Below are 15,745 nucleotides of genomic sequence, written 5' to 3' on the forward strand. Positions count from 1 at the left end.
CATGAAAATAAGACCGGACCTCCATTAGAAAAACGTCAAAAGATTTGTTTTTTCCTCATGCGGCTGTTTTTAATTTGCTTTAAACAGGCGGCGTTTATTTTGGTTCCACGTGAACATGCGCTTCAATCACTCCGTGGCGTTTCATCAGGAGATCCTCCACTTCGTTCGAAATATCGTGCGCTGCCGCTATTCCTAATTTAGAATTGACCAATATAACCACATCCACTACAGGGTTATTGCCATATTTTCGTGCCCGAATGTTTTTGACCCCTTTTACCCCGGCTACCGTATAAACTGCTTGCTCATATGTTTTTAGTTTTTCTTCGTCAAAGCCGTCTGTCAAATCATGGGAAGCTTCTCTAAAGATGTCCCACCCGGTTTTGCAAATTAGAAAACCAACGACTAATGCCGCTGCAGGATCCAGCCAAGGCAAGCCAAACTGAGAACCGAAGATGCCAATTGCTGCCCCAACGCTGACCCAAGCATCTGATCGATTGTCTTTCGCTGCAGCCATAAGCGACTGGCTCTGAATTCTTAATGCCAATTTTTTGTTATATCTATATACCATGTAAATAACAACAGCACACAACAATCCAGTCCAAGCCGCAATGGGATCAGGTGCTTCCGGCTGCCGGAGAAAAGCAGAAACAGCAGCTCCATAAAGAACCTGGAGGCCAACTGCGATCATCACAAAAGCCGCCACCAAAGAAGCCACCGGTTCTGCTTTCCAATGTCCGTAATGATGATTTTCATCAGGCGGGCGCCGCGATATCTTCAAGCCAATTAGAACTGCTAAGGAAGCCACTATATCAGTGGTGTTATTAAATCCGTCCGCTTGCAATGCTTCCGAACCGGTCAAATGCCCGACCAGCAATTTAACTGCCGACAAAAAAAGATAAGCAACGATGCTGAGGTATGCTCCCCGTTCGCCGCGTTTTAAATCCTGGTATTTCCGTTCCATGCTGTTCCCTCCAAAAGACGTCCTCGAACAGCATAACAGAGGGATATTGAGTGGGTCTACAGCAATCTTCTTTCCTCAATCAACCAAAATAGCTCTACTAAAATAATGTTTCTCTTAGGAAACAGACGGAAAAATCCAACTTTCGTTTTTTATAAAAGGATGCGTATTGAAAACTACTTGCTTCTTAAAGATAAATCCGGAAGATTGTCTATTCTTTACCGGCTTCAATTTGCTTGATCGCTTTAGCAGGCACACCCCCTGCAATGGTGTTCGACGGAACATTCCGTGTAACGACTGCACCAGCCGCAATAACAGCTCCGTCTCCGATGTTGATACCTGGAACCACTGTGACGTTTGCGCCGATCCAGACATCTTTGCCGATGGTAATAGGAGCAGGGTGCATCGTGCTGCGCTTTCGAGGGTCCATGTCATGATTCAACGTCGCTAACACGGCGTTATGCCCGATAAGCGATCCATCGCCTATCGTAATGCCTCCCTGATCCTGAAAGCGGCAGCCTGAATTGATAAAGACATTCTTGCCGATACGGATGTTTTTGCCGCAGTCCGTGTAAAAAGGCGGGAACAAGGCAAAAGTAGGATCTAGCGGTTTGCCGGTCAACCGGGAAAATAATTCCTGGACTTCTTCAGGCGTATGGTATTTCCCATTCAATTCCACCGTTATTTTCAAGGCTTCCTGCGCCAGATTATGCATCATTTGGTGCATCTCCGAACCGCCCTCAATTGCTTTCCCACTGTTTAGATGTGCTAAAAAGTCGTTGGTATCCATAGGAATCCTCCTTGTTTTATTAATCAAAAAAACCAAATAGAAAACTCCCGTCATTAGGTTATGAAGAGGAATTCTATTTGGCCGTTGCAGTGAATGGAATGTATTGTTGCCAATCGGTTATTGAAGATTAAGCATTCATAGCAAAGCTCAGCTTATTTCAACGCCAGGAATGGCTGGTTTACATCGTGCTGATATCGATGACAAAGCGGTATTTTACATCTGAAGCCAATACACGTTCATAAGCTTCGTCAATCCGGTCCGCCGATATCACTTCAATTTTCGGAGCAATATTATGTTTTGCACAGAAATCCAGCATTTCCTGCGTCTCACGGATGCCGCCAATCATGGAACCTGCGAATGAACGGCGATGGCCAATTAGGGAAAACACATTTACTGCGAGCGGTTCTGCAGGCGCACCGACGTTTACTAATGTACCGTCCAGCGTCAACAAAGAGAAATACGCATCCATGTCGATCTTGGCGCTTACCGTATTGATGATCAAGTCGAACGTGCCGGCAAGTTTCGAGAAAGTTTCAGAATCGCTCGTGGCATAATAGTCTTTCGCGCCAAACTGCATGCCGTCTTCTTTTTTGCTCAAGGTCTGCGACAAAACTGTCACATCTGCCCCCATTGCACTTGCGATTTTGACAGCCATATGGCCGAGTCCTCCCATACCGACGATCGCCACTTTTTTGCCTGGCCCGGCTCCCCAATGGTTCAACGGTGAATACGTCGTGATGCCAGCACAAAGCAAAGGTGCAGCCGCGTCCAATTCAATGTTGTCAGGAATCCGGACAACGAAATCTTCCGTGACCACGATATGCGTCGCATAACCGCCCTGGGTTGGTTCGCCGTATTTATCCACGCCCGCATACGTCGGGACGTTGCCTTTTAGGCAGTACTGTTCTTCACCTTTTTGGCAGTTCTTGCATTCGCCGCATGAGTCCACCATGCAGCCAACCCCTACCCGGTCGCCGACTTTGTACGTAGAAACATTCGATCCAACTTCCGTAACAATCCCGGCAATCTCGTGTCCCGGAACCAATGGATAATTCACAGGCCCCCATTCGCCGTGAGCCGTATGGATATCGGAATGGCAGATCCCTGAAAATTTGATTTCAATCAGAACATCATTGATATCCAAGTCGCGGCGCTGAATTTCTGTTTCATAAAAAGATTTGTCCGGCCCATCGACCGCTCTTGCTTTAGCTGTAACCATATCGAAAACCTCCAGTTTTTTTAAGAACGCTGTTGCAGGCATCCACGAGGAATTAATTGCAGATTCACTCCTAACGCTTTCTACCCTGCTCCGTCCTCTTGAAAACCCATGATAAACCTTAGAGTTAACTCTAGGTCAAGCGATAAACTGCGCGAACCTCACACCGCATTGATTTTGACTTCCGGCGCCATACGTGATAAAGTCTTTCCAAATTCCAGCTTTCATTCAAGGTGGAAGTTGAATGGAGGAACGAACGATGAAAACATATTCGATAGGTGAAGTTGCGAAAGAGTTGAATTTAACGGTCTACACGATCCGTTACTACGATAAGGAAGGGCTAATCCCGTTTGTTGAGCGTTCAGAAAGCGGCATCCGTCTGTTTAAAGAAAGTGATATTGCCGCATTGAATGTCATAGAATGCCTGAAAGCAAGCGGCATGCCGATAAAGGAAATCAAAAATTTCATCGACTGGTGTTCGGAGGGGGATGCTACGCTGCAGCAGCGCTATGACATGTTCATGGAGCGAAAAGCGACGGTAGAAGCCCAGATGGCCGAACTAAGAAAGACGATGGAAGTCATTGAACACAAATGTATGTACTACCAAACGGCGTTGGAAGCCGGCACTGAAGACATCCATAAGCAGAAAAATATCGCTGCTTCCATCCCTGCCAGCCGGTAATCAAAAGGAAAACGGCTATCTATTATTCTTTTGGCCATATAGCCACAAGTTTCTTATTTGATGCAGTGTGAGTTACAAATATCTATTATTTATCAATGCCCAACTGGTTGATCCGTCTAATTTTATTCGCAAAAATGAGCCTTTCCACTCGGGAAGGCTCATTTCTATATCTATGTAGGGTCTATCCTTCAAAGCTTGGCATCAACTAATGCCTCTGCCTCTTCACCGCAACAATTCAACATTTCCCATTGGATTTTCTAGCGTCCGGAGCAACAACCCGATCACTACTGGAAAAAGTGCCAGGTAGTCCTGAAGTGGAAAAAGATTAAAGCAGGTCTGCGGCCATTCCGTTAACTGTTGCTGCAAGTGCATACCATAATACAGCACTAGCCCAATGGCGATCGTCCAAATAAGCATCATGCCAGTTATAGGGTAAGAAGATAAAACTATTTCATTTATTTGGAAATAAAATGAGAAAACCACTTTTTGTCTCAACGAACGGATATTAAAAATAGGAGTTATTTCGAAGTATAAACCTTATCTATTTGCGCCTTAGTGAGGCTGGTATTTATGGGAATTTATGGTATTATTCAGATAATTAAATAACACAAGCTTTGCGAACGGTTTTTAATTGATTTATTACTCAATTTGCGGAAAGGAGCGGATGGATGATGTGGATTTTTTTCATTCCGATAACATTTCTTTTGTCTTTTGGACTATTGATTGAATGGAAGCGAAAAAGAAGAAATGATGATGCCTATAAAACAAGCAACCCCCACACCAGACCTGGAGAAAGCACTAATTACAAAATGGGGGACAACAACTACACCAGCGGAGGTGAGTAAGAATTAACTAGTGTGCACTTTGGCGACTCAAGAGAAATGCTTCTAATTAACACTTCTTTTTCAAGCTGGAATGCTGTCCATTTCATTGCATTGTTAAAAGTATGTTTAAAAAGAACTGGACTGAGCGGCAATCACTTTTAAAGTGCTGCCGCTCAGTCCAGTTCTTTCATTAAATCATTTAAGTTCTTCCACTACTAAATCCTCTAGCTGTCTAACTTGCCGGGATGCCAGCATCTTCAACTCTTCTGACAGGAACAAGAGCCTTTTCATTATTTCTTCTTTATTGCCATAACGAATCATCGTTTCTTCTGTTAAGTTCTCCGCTAACAGCTGGCGATGGATGTTTGCAATTTCAAGCAGTTGCAGCAATTGTTCTCCTTTGACTTCTGCAGCAACCTTTTGATCCCCTGCACTGTATCCTTCCATAAATCCTTTTGCCATCATTTTTAACTGCCGGTCACAAGCGGCAAACCGGTGCTTTTTATAACGCTCCGTTTGCGCCAAAGCGATAAAGTAAGTTTCATAGAGATTCATGAAATTTCCGGCCATCCCTCTCGGGTAATAGATGCTTGGGTAAGGATCTATTAAACACACACGATTGCCGTTCATCAAAATATTTTCAGGAGATGTATCCTGATTTACCAAAAGCGGCTTTGAAAATGATTTTTTTCTTAGGTCAACAGCCAGTTGAATCGTTTGAAAGAGAACTTTGTCTTCGAATTCCGAATAAGCTGCGCATAGGGCTTGATAATCTGCTAAATGCTCTGCACTTTCTTCATCAAGAAACTTCCTTGCGTCTCCGCTTATGCTGCCTCGCAATCCCTTTTCTTCTGACCAGGTTAAATAGCCGAAACCGTCCAAACCGTGCGGAACTTCTTCTGTCTTCCGATGAATCTCTCCTATTTCTTTCCCTATCTGAAAAGCGGTTGCTTCTGTCGTACTATGTAAATCAATTTGTTCCCCACCATAAGTTTCCAGCGTATATGCCAGTTCCGCTGAAACATGGAATTTGAAGAATTCAGGAGCTGCTCCTCCCACTGCTTTATTGACGGATCGATAGTACAGTTCCGTTCCTCCGTACTCAGCTTTTAATGCTTCTTCGTTGAAAGGAACCGGTTTGCCATAAGCTATATCTTTTGGAATCCGAAGGACCAATTTATTACTGCCTTTCTTTACTTTCCAGGCATAGTGCCAGGCCCCTTCACCAAGAAATTCAATTACTTCAACATCCGCATGCATTGTTGCGGCTTTTAATTTTGACTTTTCCATCCGTGCACCTTCAATCCGCTTAAAATTTTTTCTTCAAAGCAGTTAATCCCCCATTTGCTTTTTCGAATCAGTAAAATCAGTTCTCGCGTTCTTAACTTACGCACTAATTTCTATAAAGTTTCACTTTTCTTTTTTCTTTAAAATAGACAGCTTTGCAAATTTCTCGGCTGGGCTTTTAGCCGCCACTTTTCACGACTGATGTTGGTGTAAGTTGCAATGGTTTTTCTAGCTTCATCTGGGTATTTTAATGCTTGTAAAATTTCGTTGAATGCGAAAAGATAATAGGACATGTGTCCTTTTAATCTCCTTTTATTCCCTGTACATTAAAAATACAGAAAGGTGTGGGAATTTTATGAAAGGGATATTTTTTGCGCTGGCTGGCGGCTTTTTTCTGACTTTGCAGAGCGTGGCGAATGCAGAGATCAGCAGCCATATCGGCACTTGGCAAGCGGCGGCCATGACTCAGTTGACGGGATTTTTGTTCGCCCTTCTTATTGTCGTCCTGCTCAGAGACCGGACTTACCGGCAACTTAACCAGGTATCGCCTCTTTATGGATCTGGCGGCATGTTGGCAGCCATTGTACTGTTCTGCAATATGACGGCTGTCCATATTATGGGCGTTACGCTGACAATCGGCGTGTTTTTGATTGCCCAGCTCGTCATGGCTCTTGCCATCGACGGCAAAGGCTGGTTTGATATGTCCAAAAAGAAAATTAGCTGGACACAAGTCATTGGCGTCTTGTTGATGATTACAGGTGTTATTGTCTTGAAATGGTGAGGAGGAAAACAATGGACCCGCGTGTAACGGATTATTTAAAGCAGTATCAACTCACGGATTTGTTACCGCATGAGTTAAAGCAAGAAATGACTCTTGCTACTTTCAAAAACGGTGAACGCCTGTTTTCTCAAGACGATGAAGCGCATGTACTTTATTTTCTTGTCAAAGGAAAACTGAAAATTTCCATGTTGTCCCCTGAAGGAAAGCGATTGATTCTGGCCTTCAGGACGCCCTTTGATATTGTAGGAGACATTGAATATGTGCGGGACTGCCATTTCATCAATACCGTAGAAGCCGTTACGGATATTGAAGTGATTGGAATTTCGCATGGCAGCTTGCGAAAACAATTGAATGAAAATGCTGCATGGCTGCAATTTTTGCTTCGGACGATCACTCAAAAATTCGAAAGCAAATCCAGAGCGATGAACTTCAACTTGCTTTATACCGTTGATGTCCGAGTCGCGAGCTACCTTCTTTCCATGACGCCCACGCAACCGGTTTTGAATTCCACATCACTCGTCGATATGGCTGATTTGATCGGCACCAGCTACCGCCATTTAAACCGGGTGCTGCGGCAGTTTGAAGAAGCGGGCTGGCTTGTGAAAAAGCGAGGAAAAATTACGCTGCTCGATCGAAAGGCATTGTTGGCGCAAGCCGGTCAGAATATATACGAATAGGAGGAAAGCAAATGATTAGCGGCATCTTGCTGGCACTTATCGGCGGCGGATTTGTCAGCCTCCAGAATACATTTAATGCAAACGTCAAAAAACGGGTGAGCGTCTGGACGACTACTGCACTTGTGCTGTTTCTTGGATTTGCTGCATCGTTTGTGGCAGGTGTAGTTTCAGAAGGAAGCGGATTGTTCAGCTTCCAGGCAGAACCGTGGTTCTGGTTCAGCGGAATCGTCGGAGTCGGAGTGGTGGCTTGCGTCACCCAAGGCGTGCAGATTCTCGGACCAAGCCACGCCATTTCACTCGTCATGGTCTCTCAGATTTTCTTCGGTTTGGTATGGGATGGGCTTGGCTGGTTCGGGCTCGAACAAATCCCGTTCACTTGGCAATCGCTTCTTGGCGTCCTGCTGATCAGCGGTGGTGTGCTCCTGTTCCAATTAGGACCGAAGCTGGAACAAAAACGTTCGCTAAATCCAAAAGCATGGCCAATTAAGCCAAACAACTGAAGGTAAAAAATACGAAACCCGGCATCTCTGTCCTCACAGGTTTGCCGGATTTCTTTTGCGGAAAATTTGATTGTTTAGAGCTAAATGAAAAGAATTAAAGTTGGCTCCTTATTCCACTCATTGAAAAAGGCTGTTTGAACCTTGGTTTCCCAGGTTCAAACAGCCTTTTTTTAGTTCCTACATTTTTTAAGTGTTAGTGAAAAATTAGTTTTTCGCCAAATCTTTAGAAGCTTTGTGTAAAGCAAAAACTTTTTTGAAGTTCACTTTCTCTCCTTCTTTCAAACGCTTCTTGTATTCAGCTGTTGCTGTGAAAAGAACGTCTGTAGAAGAGTTAAGCGATGTTTCAAAAGAATCCTGCAATACGCCGATGATAAATCCTACACCGACTACCTGCATCGCTACATCATTTGGAATCCCAAACAAGCTGCACGCAAGCGGGATCAACAGAAGCGAACCGCCGGCAACACCAGATGCGCCGCATGCACAAACTGCAGCAAGCACACTCAGGATGATAGCTGTCGGGATATCCACTTGAATGCCAAGCGTATTCACCGCAGCAAGCGTCAAAACGGAAATGGTTACGGCTGCACCGGCCATATTGACCGTTGCACCAAGCGGAATAGAGACCGAATACGTGTCCGGGTCCAAGCCCAGTTTTTCACATAGGGTCATGTTTACCGGGATGTTTGCTGCTGAACTGCGAGTAAAGAACGCCGTAATTCCGCTTTCTCTAATACATTTAAATACCAATGGATAAGGGTTTTGGCGGATGTTGATAAACACAATGATTGGATTGATGACTAGTGCAACAAACACCATACACCCGATTAAAAGGGCAAGCAGTTTTCCGTAGCCAAGCAGCGACTCCAATCCGTTTGTCGTAATCGACTCAATAACTAGGCCCATGATGCCAAGCGGCGCCAATTTAATGACCCATCCTACCAATTTGGCCACTGCATCTGAGAAATTCGTGATCAAAGTTTTCGTAGAATCCGCGGCATTTCTAAGCGCCAATCCAAGAACAATCGCCCAAGCCAAGATGCCGATGTAGTTGGCATTGATCAGGGCGTTGACCGGATTATCGACAACATTCAAGACCAATGTTTTGATGACTTCAATTGCATTTCCTGGAGGCGCTAAATCCTTCGCTCCTTCAGTTAAAGCAATACTGACCGGAAAAATGAAGCTGGCAATAACTGCAATCAAACCTGCTAAAAATGTTCCAAGAAGATAAAGGAAGATGATTGATTTCATATTGGTTTGCTGGCCTTTTTTATGCTGTGCGATTGATGCCATGACCAAAAACAACACCAATACAGGAGCGATTGCTTTTAATGCACCGACAAACAAGGCGCCGAAAATAGTTAATGATTTTGCTGCTTCCGGAATCAAAAGAGCCAAAGCCACCCCAACAACCAAGCCGATCATGATTTGCTTTACAAGACTGATTCGATTCCACGTGCTTAATAATTTCATTAGTGTATCCCCTTTGTTTTTAAAATCTTACAACCGAGCTGTTATTCTGATGTTTAGTCTAGCAGTAAGGTACCTCCTCTAACAGCACGAAATTTTAAAGATAATCTTATTCTATACAATGTGAAGCCTGAATAAAACAAATTTTTTATAAAATCAATCATTATAGTCCATTTAATTCGTTTTATAGTTATTAAATGAGCGATTACATAGGGCGTTTTCCTTATTAGAAGCAGCTGTTATTTAATTCGCTTCTTTATTTCAATGAAATTTTTCCCCCTTAAAAAAGCTTTGGACATAAAGTCCAAAGCTTTTTACTGTGTTTCTATATACTCAAGGCCGTTGTTCTCAATGACGGTATCGGAAATACGCAGTTGATTGAGGGCCTCTTCGATAAACGGCTCACAACGTGCATCTTCAACTTTTTTTCCACTTTCGATGGAATAGCATTCTCCGGATCCGGAAGCGGTCGTTAAATCAGGTTCAAAATATAAATCTCCTTTGCGGAACGAACCATTGCGGAAGACGGTGAGGCGTTCGGCATCTGATAACAGCGAAGTTCCAAGCATAAATCCTTGGTCGATGCCCGCCACTTCCAAAATGGTTGGCGCTACGTCAATTTGGCCACCGGCAGTTTCAACGGTTTCGCCTTTTGCAAGACCCGGCGGCTTGATCCATAGCGGGACCGTCCGGAACAGTTCAAATTGTTCCGCTGTGCCATCAACACCTAGCTGAGTCGCCATTTCGCCTCCTGCTTCAACTAAGCCGCTGTCATGGTCTCCGTAAAAAATGACGAGCGCATCATCCCACATATCTTGTGCTTTCAGTTCATTGACGAAAGACTGGACAGCCCCGTCGACGTAATGGACGGAGTGGTAATAATTGCGAACAAGTTCATCTTCGTAGCCACGCAGCTCCAATTGCTTTCGGTCTTCCGGCATTTCAAACGGGATGTGGCTGCTTAAGGCGACCAAAAAGCTATAATATGGTTCTTCCAATTGCTTCATGTGGTCGATGGAAGTTAAGAAAAAATCTTCATCGTTGATGGCCATGCCAATTTTTTCGGTATCCGGATAATCTTCTTTGCTGAAGAAATGGGAAAATCCAATATTCTTATAGACGGTATCCCGGTTCCAGAAACTTTTTTCGTAGGCATGCATCGCCGCGGTATCGTAGCCGCCGTCCCGCAAGGTTTCCGGCAAAGAATTGAACGTGCTGTCCGCATACCGGGTATAGACCGAGCCGGTGCGCAGCGGATGAAGCGATGTGTTGATCGTGAATTCAGCATCCGACGTGCGCCCTTCGTGGGTTTGGTGATGGAAAGCCGGGAAGTAAAGCATTTCGTTTTTCAGTTCGTTTAAGTATGGCGTCACTTCCTCCCCGCCAATTTCCTGCCCGATAAGAGAAGACTGAAGGGATTCCAGCTGCACGAGAATGACATTCGGCTGTTCGCCGGTGTTTTCGGTAACACTGGCAGCAAATGCTTCCTGTACCAGTGCCTGATTTTGCTCAGATGGTGAAGTATCCTGGACCAACGAAACGGCGCCTTTTGCCAAATCGTAGCCATGGTAGCCCCAAAATCCAAGTTCATAGTATTCCCGCATATCGCTGACCGCGTCGCCGGATAGCCAAGCTTCGCCTTTAGCGACGCTGGACAGAATAGGTGCAGCAAAAATGACTAAACCGGCAGCTAAAATGACGCTTGCCAGCTTCTTATTCGCAGTCCCGTGGACAGGGTTCTGGCGCTTCCGAAGCATCAGGATGAAGGCCAGGAAAACGAAGAAATCAGCGAAGAAGAAAAAATCCGTCCAGCGGATCAAACTCATAAAGCCTCCGCCTACGTCGCTCATTTGCGTCATGGACGAAATCAGCTGCACAGACAGCAAATCACCGAAATATCGGTAATACCATACATCCGAAATCAGCAAAATGCTATGGAGTGCCAATAGCGACAGCAAAATCCACCGGCGTTTTTTCGCGCCTATCAATAAAGTCCAGCTCGATAACACAAGCGCTCCTGATAAACTAATCAGAAAGAACCCAAAGCTGAACGGTGTGTCGGTGTAGATGCTGAACAAATATAACTTGCTTGCAGTAAGGGCCAGGTAGACCCAATAGTCGAGTGTTTTCATGATGCTGCTCCTTTTTGCGCTTGGAACGCCCCTTTTCTTATTCACTACCTTTTAACGGGCCGGAGAAAACATCAAAATGAAGAAAATACCAATCGACCTAATGTATTTCCAAAACTTATACACAAATTATACAAAAAGAAGCTGAAATTGTTCTTGGAACTTTTCAGCTTCTTTGTTATGCCCTATAAAAATCACCTTTCTATTTCACCAAAAGAAAATAGCTATTAATATTTTCTTTTGAATAGCCCGGGATAGTCAACAACAAATCCTTTTTCATCAGTGGAAATGAGGGACTCAAATCCAGGACTTTGGAAATTAAAAACCCGAATCTCTCCCCTGCTCCCTATAAAAGTGTAGGTCTGCTTCATTTTGAAAACTTCCAGCGAAGGAGCAGAAATGTAGACCATCTCCAGAACTCTTTGTTGATTCGGTTTCCAGTTAAAACGATTTACCGGAAGTGAATTGGTAAAAGGAGTAGCAGATAGATCGACATCAACCGCTCCATCCAGTTCCGCCATTATGGTTCCATTCTTGTCGGCCCATTTCCCGGAGCCTATAGAAGTGAGCTGTAAACTCTGTCCACTCTTGGAATGGATATTTAGAAGCTTTGTACGCCAGGAGCGGTCCATTTCAATTTGATAATCAAGTTGAACAGGAGAACTTGGCCCCAAATATATAACTGTACTTTCTGCGAGGACGGCAGTGTCCGTAATAAGGCATTTTAAATATTCACATCCGAAGGTTTCTTTATTTTCCCAAACTATTTCGTTTGAAAACATAAGATCACTCCTTTTCTGAAAACGCCTATACTGAGTCTTACTGTTTGATGCAGCAAGACTCAGTATAGGTGGCCCCAAAAATACCGCGTACCCAAAAACAAGTTGATTGGAATCAAGCAAAATGCTATAAAGAATAATGCTGTCCTAAAGTTTCTTTTTCTTTTTGTCTTCAATCAATTTTTTATATGTAGAATTTCAATCTCTTAGTCCAAAGAGTCTTCTAATAGTTCCAACAAAAAGTCGCAAAAGTTTTCAGCAATAATTTCAAAATTTTGTTCCCCCATATCTATCCCTGGCATATAAGAAACAACTTTAGGTTCTCCTGTTTCATCTAGATCATTAAAATTCAAACAAAAAAGCTCTTCGCTCCCAGTATCATAAATGACAAGAAGATTCAAAGGGAGATTCGTTTCTTTTCGTTCCTGAAGAGTATACCAGATTGCGTCTGGGACAGAAGAATTCTCAAAGTCGCTATCTAAGATGCCATAAATTTCTTCTCCATTAAAATCTCCTGCACCAAAATTCTGTAAAAAATCCAAATAGGAGCCAGTAAACTCAAGTTCTAAAGCCTCCTCAGCTTTCGCAATAATTCCAGAAGGTACTTCACCTACAAAATCTGCTTTGCTTTTGTATTTCAATAGCAATTTCTTAGCGGCTTTGTATGTGTTTTGAGTCAATTTTCTTTCTCTCCTTTAAAATAGAAATTCCATTTAAGAATATCTACCTCATGTTTTTCTCATTTTAAAAGTTAGAAGCAAATTTGCTGAAAATAGAATCTTACAGAATTAATCATATATAATACATAATTCGCTATTAATTCAATAGCATTGTTTAACAAAAACCAGGAATTGACGAGTATCATTAATCTTCATGAGTAGAGTGTTTTTAAAAACTTTCCATTCCAATATAGAGTCCCAACCCTCTTGCAAGCAAACTACTTCACAATGCGCTTAGGCAAGAAAAAGGAACTAGCTCCCATTAGAATTCCGCCAAATCCAGAAAGGATTATGCCAATTACAATCCACGATTTAGTTAAAAAAGTAGAGACATATATGCCGGTAGTTAAAACCAATAAGCCTAATAATATACATGCAATAACTTTATTCATACTTCCCTCCAATTTTTACAATAATATGGTAAAAAAGAAGCTCTTTCCTAGTTTCTAGTTGAATATCCCATATACATTAAGTTAATTCTCCTGAATTTTAAAGAGGTCCAATATCATACATTCGATTTTATAGTTTCGATTTCCTCTTTAGTTACTATGCAAAATCTTGTTTACGTTGATTGCACCCAACGTTATGGACTTTTAAAACTATATCCCCCCCCCCAACAAAAATAAAAGCCATCTCTAATCAGCCTTTTATAAATATTTTCTTTTAGAAATCCTTCATTTTTTCTCGAAATCCAAATGCTATAATAAACTACTTGTTAACAGTACTTGAAGCATATTCAGCAGACAAAATCAAACCGATTTTTTCTTTTTACATCCGTCATGAGGAGGTTGAACATGAAACTATATTTCAAATTTTCGTTTTGGCTGCCGTTCTTTAGTTTTATGTTGATTTTGTTTAAGTTGTTTGTGCAGCCGGCAAAGCCTCTTGTTTGGATGGGATTAGATCCTGTATTCGGTTTTATTCGTTCATTGTTGCCGCATATTATGAACACGCTACCCTTTCTTCTGCTTCTCCATTTTCTTCTAGCACTACTTTATGGCTTTGCCCTAGATGCATTAGTAAAAAAAATTAACGAAGCTCAAGGAAACGAATGAAATTTTATTGCTCCTAGAAGATTAAAAAAATTTAGGGCCTCCGCAAACACTTTTAATCTCCCTTAACTTACAAACAGCAGAACTCATATTCATAATATATCTCCATGCATTTACGCGAACCTCTGGATATTGTTTATCTCGAATATTAAATAATCTTGATAATGCCTTTTTTGAAAAATGAAACTTTATTGAAAATTAATTAGTATAGTAAAAGAACAAATAGAACAAAGAAAGGAGAAGATTTCATGTATGCAGTTGACCCCTCTTTTTGGCTGAGGTTAATTCTCGTGCTCACCGTTTTTATCGGACTAACCACGTTATTTAATGCCCTTATACGAAGATGGTTAAAAGTCGAGAAACCGAAAGCTTTTTCCCATAACCATGTAAATGATCAACACAAAAAAATTGATTGGACTCTAAGGATTATATTCATTGTCTTGATGATCATCGGGGCTTCTGTTAATGCGGGAAGAATCGGTCAGGAACCCTATTTGTTCTTGCAGCCCTGGGTTTTGCTATTTGTGCTGGTGTTCACTTCTGAAATTATAAGAGCCGTCATGGAACGAAAATATGCGAAAAATCCGAATGCCTATCTTTCTACAATCTACCAATCCGCTTTCATCTTAGTTTTGCTTATTTTATTATTCTCCACCGATTTTTTCGGAATTCTGTGACAAGAAGGATCACTTGTAAGCTAATAATGGCGCTTTTTAATACATAGAAACACTAATCAATTGAATACGTTTTGGAATCCGTGTCTTTTTCGATGTTCTTATGCCTTCTTTTTCTGCCGTTGTTGGTATACTTGTTTCATGCAGCCTGAAAACGGCGCAAAAAAGGACGGGATGAATTGAAACAATTAACGCCAACAGGTGAATTTCTTTATACATACGCATACCATCAAGATGAGAAAGACCTATGCTTCTTGGAAATGCGCGCTTTTTTTGGAGCGGATTCTGAAGAGAAAGTCGTTAAAAGTACGCGCGGCATAGACCCGAGCAGAAGCCCGTTCATCAAGGAGCGCATCGAAGTGCTCTTTGAAGGCGCAGATGTAGCGGATATTCTGGAGCAGGCTGCCCACGTGAATATGGACAGTTCCACGTTTAAAGTAATTTTACCGAAAATCAACGGGTTGACGCTCGAAAATAACGTGGATTATGCGGAAAAACGCGACCTTGAGCGCCAGATCGGCTTTGTCATTACCGGGAAAGCAGACGTCCATAACCCGGATGTCACATTCGGACTCATGCCGTTTGGCGGCCGCTGGTATTTCGGCACATACCTGCAAAGTGAGTCAGTCTGGTTCAAGCACCAGCAAAAACCGCGTGAATATTCTACGGCTTTGAGCACTAAAGTGGCGCGCGCCATTGCCAACATTGCCGTTCCGGAACCCGCGGGAGTGAAAGCAATCGATCCGTGCTGCGGCATTGGAACTGTACTGGTCGAAGCTTTATCGATGGGAATCGATATTGTCGGCCGGGACATCAATCCGCTTGTCGTGGATGGTTCACGTGAAAACATTGCGCATTTCGGTTTGACGGGTAGAGTTGACTTAGGGCCGATTGCCGACATCCGCCAGCAATATGACGTCGCCATCATAGATATGCCTTATAACCTTTATACGCACGCCACACCAGACGAACAGCAGGAAATCCTTAGCCATGCCTTGCCCTTCGCCGAAAAACTGCTTGTCGTTACCATTGAGTCCATCGATCACATGATAGAAGAAGCTGGATTCACGGTAACCGACCGCTGCATCGCGAAAAAAGGATTGTTTCTGCGGGAAATCTTGGTGTGTGAGCGAACTATTAAACCAGCCATCTTGGTTGAGGAATTAATAGAAGTTTAAAATCTTTCACCTAGTTGAAAAAAATA

General features: G+C 42.8%; 16 protein-coding genes. 8 read left to right on the forward strand and 8 right to left on the reverse strand.

Annotated elements, in window-relative coordinates:
• Positions 1-94 precede the first annotated feature (94 nt).
• The 3 genes from QWY22_RS10995 to QWY22_RS11005 all read right to left on the reverse strand — a co-directional run bounded on the left by QWY22_RS10995 (position 95) and on the right by QWY22_RS11005 (position 2,967).
• Complete coding sequence (locus QWY22_RS10995) at positions 95-961, reverse strand: cation diffusion facilitator family transporter (protein ID WP_300980923.1); 867 nt, start codon at positions 959-961, stop codon at positions 95-97.
• Positions 962-1,169: 208 nt separating this feature from the next.
• A complete protein-coding gene (locus QWY22_RS11000; RefSeq protein WP_300980924.1) occupies positions 1,170-1,748 on the reverse strand; it encodes a DapH/DapD/GlmU-related protein in 579 nt (192 codons plus the stop codon).
• Between the two features lie 178 nt (positions 1,749-1,926).
• Positions 1,927-2,967 (reverse strand): NAD(P)-dependent alcohol dehydrogenase, encoded by a 1,041-nt coding sequence (locus tag QWY22_RS11005; protein ID WP_300980925.1) that lies wholly within the window; start codon positions 2,965-2,967, stop codon positions 1,927-1,929.
• Between the two features lie 256 nt (positions 2,968-3,223).
• On the opposite strand from QWY22_RS11005, the gene QWY22_RS11010 reads away from it, so the two are divergent.
• Together QWY22_RS11010 and QWY22_RS11015 are read left to right on the forward strand one after the other, a co-directional pair.
• Positions 3,224-3,646, forward strand: a complete 423-nt coding sequence (locus QWY22_RS11010; protein WP_036803327.1) for a MerR family transcriptional regulator — start codon at positions 3,224-3,226, stop codon at positions 3,644-3,646.
• A gap of 668 nt (positions 3,647-4,314) precedes the next feature.
• Positions 4,315-4,491 carry a hypothetical protein gene (locus tag QWY22_RS11015; RefSeq protein ID WP_300980926.1) on the forward strand — a complete coding sequence of 59 codons (177 nt, stop codon included), beginning with the start codon at positions 4,315-4,317 and terminating at the stop codon, positions 4,489-4,491.
• A gap of 174 nt (positions 4,492-4,665) precedes the next feature.
• Here QWY22_RS11015 and QWY22_RS11020 read toward each other — a convergent pair whose 3' ends face one another.
• Positions 4,666-5,760, reverse strand: coding sequence for a hypothetical protein (locus QWY22_RS11020; protein WP_300980927.1), 1,095 nt, complete (start codon positions 5,758-5,760; stop codon positions 4,666-4,668).
• Positions 5,761-6,112: 352 nt separating this feature from the next.
• On the opposite strand from QWY22_RS11020, the gene QWY22_RS11025 reads away from it, so the two are divergent.
• Genes QWY22_RS11025 through QWY22_RS11035 form a run of 3 tightly spaced genes read left to right on the forward strand, consistent with a single transcriptional unit; the run spans position 6,113 to position 7,715 of the window.
• Complete coding sequence (locus QWY22_RS11025; RefSeq protein ID WP_300980928.1) at positions 6,113-6,538, forward strand: DMT family transporter; 426 nt, start codon at positions 6,113-6,115, stop codon at positions 6,536-6,538.
• Positions 6,539-6,549: 11 nt separating this feature from the next.
• On the forward strand, positions 6,550-7,215 hold the full coding sequence (locus QWY22_RS11030) for a Crp/Fnr family transcriptional regulator (RefSeq protein ID WP_300980930.1): 666 nt from the start codon (positions 6,550-6,552) through the stop codon (positions 7,213-7,215).
• Positions 7,216-7,226: 11 nt separating this feature from the next.
• Positions 7,227-7,715: a DMT family transporter gene (locus QWY22_RS11035; protein ID WP_300980931.1), complete on the forward strand. Its 489-nt coding sequence runs from the start codon at positions 7,227-7,229 to the stop codon at positions 7,713-7,715.
• Positions 7,716-7,919: 204 nt separating this feature from the next.
• On the opposite strand, the gene sstT is transcribed toward QWY22_RS11035, so the two are convergent.
• From sstT to QWY22_RS11055, 4 genes are all read right to left on the reverse strand, one after another.
• A complete protein-coding gene (sstT, locus tag QWY22_RS11040; protein WP_300980932.1) occupies positions 7,920-9,191 on the reverse strand; it encodes a serine/threonine transporter SstT in 1,272 nt (423 codons plus the stop codon).
• A gap of 311 nt (positions 9,192-9,502) precedes the next feature.
• Positions 9,503-11,320 carry an LTA synthase family protein gene (locus QWY22_RS11045; RefSeq protein ID WP_300980933.1) on the reverse strand — a complete coding sequence of 606 codons (1,818 nt, stop codon included), beginning with the start codon at positions 11,318-11,320 and terminating at the stop codon, positions 9,503-9,505.
• A 224-nt stretch (positions 11,321-11,544) separates the two neighbouring features.
• The gene (locus QWY22_RS11050; RefSeq protein ID WP_300980934.1) at positions 11,545-12,099 is read right to left on the reverse strand and encodes a putative glycolipid-binding domain-containing protein; all 555 of its coding nucleotides are present in this window, start codon (positions 12,097-12,099) and stop codon (positions 11,545-11,547) included.
• Between the two features lie 203 nt (positions 12,100-12,302).
• Positions 12,303-12,776, reverse strand: a complete 474-nt coding sequence (locus tag QWY22_RS11055) for an SMI1/KNR4 family protein (RefSeq protein WP_300980935.1) — start codon at positions 12,774-12,776, stop codon at positions 12,303-12,305.
• Between the two features lie 833 nt (positions 12,777-13,609).
• Between QWY22_RS11055 and QWY22_RS11060 the strand changes: the two genes are divergently transcribed.
• From QWY22_RS11060 to QWY22_RS11070, 3 genes are all read left to right on the forward strand, one after another.
• Positions 13,610-13,870, forward strand: a complete 261-nt coding sequence (locus tag QWY22_RS11060; protein WP_300980936.1) for a hypothetical protein — start codon at positions 13,610-13,612, stop codon at positions 13,868-13,870.
• 245 nt (positions 13,871-14,115) lie between these two features.
• Positions 14,116-14,544, forward strand: a complete 429-nt coding sequence (locus QWY22_RS11065; protein WP_300980938.1) for a DUF4181 domain-containing protein — start codon at positions 14,116-14,118, stop codon at positions 14,542-14,544.
• A gap of 176 nt (positions 14,545-14,720) precedes the next feature.
• Positions 14,721-15,719 carry a TRM11 family SAM-dependent methyltransferase gene (locus tag QWY22_RS11070; RefSeq protein WP_300980940.1) on the forward strand — a complete coding sequence of 333 codons (999 nt, stop codon included), beginning with the start codon at positions 14,721-14,723 and terminating at the stop codon, positions 15,717-15,719.
• Positions 15,720-15,745 lie beyond the last annotated feature (26 nt).

The organism is Planococcus liqunii (assembly GCF_030413595.1).
In the GTDB taxonomy this organism is placed as follows: domain Bacteria; phylum Bacillota; class Bacilli; order Bacillales_A; family Planococcaceae; genus Planococcus; species Planococcus liqunii.

Coding starts and splice junctions, on each gene's coding strand:
- QWY22_RS11010 (WP_036803327.1), top strand. CDS start 3,224: ATGAAAACATATTCGATAGGTGAAGTTGCGAAAGAGTTGAATTTAACG.
- QWY22_RS10995 (WP_300980923.1), bottom strand. CDS start 961: ATGGAACGGAAATACCAGGATTTAAAACGCGGCGAACGGGGAGCATAC.
- QWY22_RS11020 (WP_300980927.1), bottom strand. CDS start 5,760: ATGGAAAAGTCAAAATTAAAAGCCGCAACAATGCATGCGGATGTTGAA.
- QWY22_RS11030 (WP_300980930.1), top strand. CDS start 6,550: ATGGACCCGCGTGTAACGGATTATTTAAAGCAGTATCAACTCACGGAT.
- QWY22_RS11050 (WP_300980934.1), bottom strand. CDS start 12,099: ATGTTTTCAAACGAAATAGTTTGGGAAAATAAAGAAACCTTCGGATGT.
- sstT (WP_300980932.1), bottom strand. CDS start 9,191: ATGAAATTATTAAGCACGTGGAATCGAATCAGTCTTGTAAAGCAAATC.
- QWY22_RS11065 (WP_300980938.1), top strand. CDS start 14,116: ATGTATGCAGTTGACCCCTCTTTTTGGCTGAGGTTAATTCTCGTGCTC.
- QWY22_RS11035 (WP_300980931.1), top strand. CDS start 7,227: ATGATTAGCGGCATCTTGCTGGCACTTATCGGCGGCGGATTTGTCAGC.
- QWY22_RS11015 (WP_300980926.1), top strand. CDS start 4,315: ATGATGTGGATTTTTTTCATTCCGATAACATTTCTTTTGTCTTTTGGA.
- QWY22_RS11025 (WP_300980928.1), top strand. CDS start 6,113: ATGAAAGGGATATTTTTTGCGCTGGCTGGCGGCTTTTTTCTGACTTTG.
- QWY22_RS11045 (WP_300980933.1), bottom strand. CDS start 11,320: ATGAAAACACTCGACTATTGGGTCTACCTGGCCCTTACTGCAAGCAAG.
- QWY22_RS11060 (WP_300980936.1), top strand. CDS start 13,610: ATGAAACTATATTTCAAATTTTCGTTTTGGCTGCCGTTCTTTAGTTTT.
- QWY22_RS11000 (WP_300980924.1), bottom strand. CDS start 1,748: ATGGATACCAACGACTTTTTAGCACATCTAAACAGTGGGAAAGCAATT.
- QWY22_RS11005 (WP_300980925.1), bottom strand. CDS start 2,967: ATGGTTACAGCTAAAGCAAGAGCGGTCGATGGGCCGGACAAATCTTTT.